The following is a 1,076-nucleotide window of genomic DNA, read 5'->3' as shown; positions in this document are numbered from 1 at the left end:
AAATAATTCTCGATGCTATAATTTCATTTTTTATCCTAATTTCGGCGGATAGATTCTTGCTTTTCTATGCCTCTAGCTGAACCAGACTCATTTTTCAAGGATTTTTTACAGATAGATTCCTGCTTTTTTATACTTCTAGCTGAACCAGACTCATTTTTCAAGGATTTTTTACAGATAGATTCCTGCTTTTTTATACTTTTAGCTGAACCAGACTTGATTTTCAATAGATTTTTCAATGGATTATCGGCGGATCGATGCCTCATATTAGATTAATACCTGATCATACCAGATTATTTTAGATTAATACCTGATCATTTTAGATTAATACCTGATCATTTTAGATAATGATACATAAAAAGGCATAATCCTTACGGATTAAGCCTTAAAATAACAAATGCCGCAGACCGGAATCGAACCGGTACGGGAGTATAAGTCCCGCAGGATTTTAAGTCCTGTGCGTCTGCCAGTTCCGCCACTGCGGCATTCTTACAACACGATGTGTGTGTTGTAAAGTGGGACCAATAGGGCTCGAACCTATGACCCTCTGCTTGTAAGGCAGATGCTCTCCCAGCTGAGCTATGATCCCATATGCAATTGTATCGCTGCATCTTTTTTGATGCAAACGACCCAGAAGAGACTCGAACTCTCGACCTCCGCCGTGACAGGGCGGCGCTCTAACCAACTGAGCCACTGGGCCAGGATAATGGACCTTCGGGGACTCGAACCCAGGACCGATCGGTTATGAGCCGATTGCTCTAACCAACTGAGCTAAAGGTCCAAAATCAATAAGTCCCTGTTAGGAACTAAGCCGATGATCGGACTCGAACCGATAACCTGCTGATTACAAATCAGCTGCTCTGCCAATTGAGCCACATCGGCAACTACAACCCATTCGCTTGGGCAATGACTCCGACGGGAATCGAACCCGTGTTACCGCCGTGAAAGGGCGATGTCTTAACCGCTTGACCACGGAGCCATGTTACCTTGTCACTGAAGAATCTGTTTTTAATTCCTCAAGCGACCGAGTTATATAATACCATAAGATTATTCTTTTGGCAAGTGTTTTTCAAAAAAAT

Annotated in this window: 6 tRNA genes; all 6 read right to left on the bottom strand. The window is 42.6% G+C overall.

What is annotated here, in order from left to right:
• Nucleotides 1-395: 395 nt before the first annotated feature.
• A tRNA-Leu gene (locus JQM82_RS15785) sits at nt 396-482 on the bottom strand.
• Between the two features lie 31 nt (nt 483-513).
• Nucleotides 514-586, bottom strand: a tRNA-Val gene (locus tag JQM82_RS15780).
• A gap of 37 nt (nt 587-623) precedes the next feature.
• Nucleotides 624-697: transfer RNA gene (locus tag JQM82_RS15775), tRNA-Asp, on the bottom strand.
• A 7-nt stretch (nt 698-704) separates the two neighbouring features.
• Nucleotides 705-778: transfer RNA gene (locus tag JQM82_RS15770), tRNA-Ile, on the bottom strand.
• Nucleotides 779-806: 28 nt separating this feature from the next.
• Nucleotides 807-879: transfer RNA gene (locus tag JQM82_RS15765), tRNA-Thr, on the bottom strand.
• A 25-nt stretch (nt 880-904) separates the two neighbouring features.
• Nucleotides 905-976 (bottom strand) — tRNA-Glu (locus JQM82_RS15760).
• Nucleotides 977-1,076: the final 100 nt, after the last annotated feature.

This window comes from Faecalicatena contorta (assembly GCF_021531995.1).
GTDB lineage: Bacteria > Bacillota > Clostridia > Lachnospirales > Lachnospiraceae > Dorea_A > Dorea_A contorta_A.
Note: the sequence above shows the minus strand (reverse complement) of the source record. Positions and strands in the feature narration are given on the sequence as shown.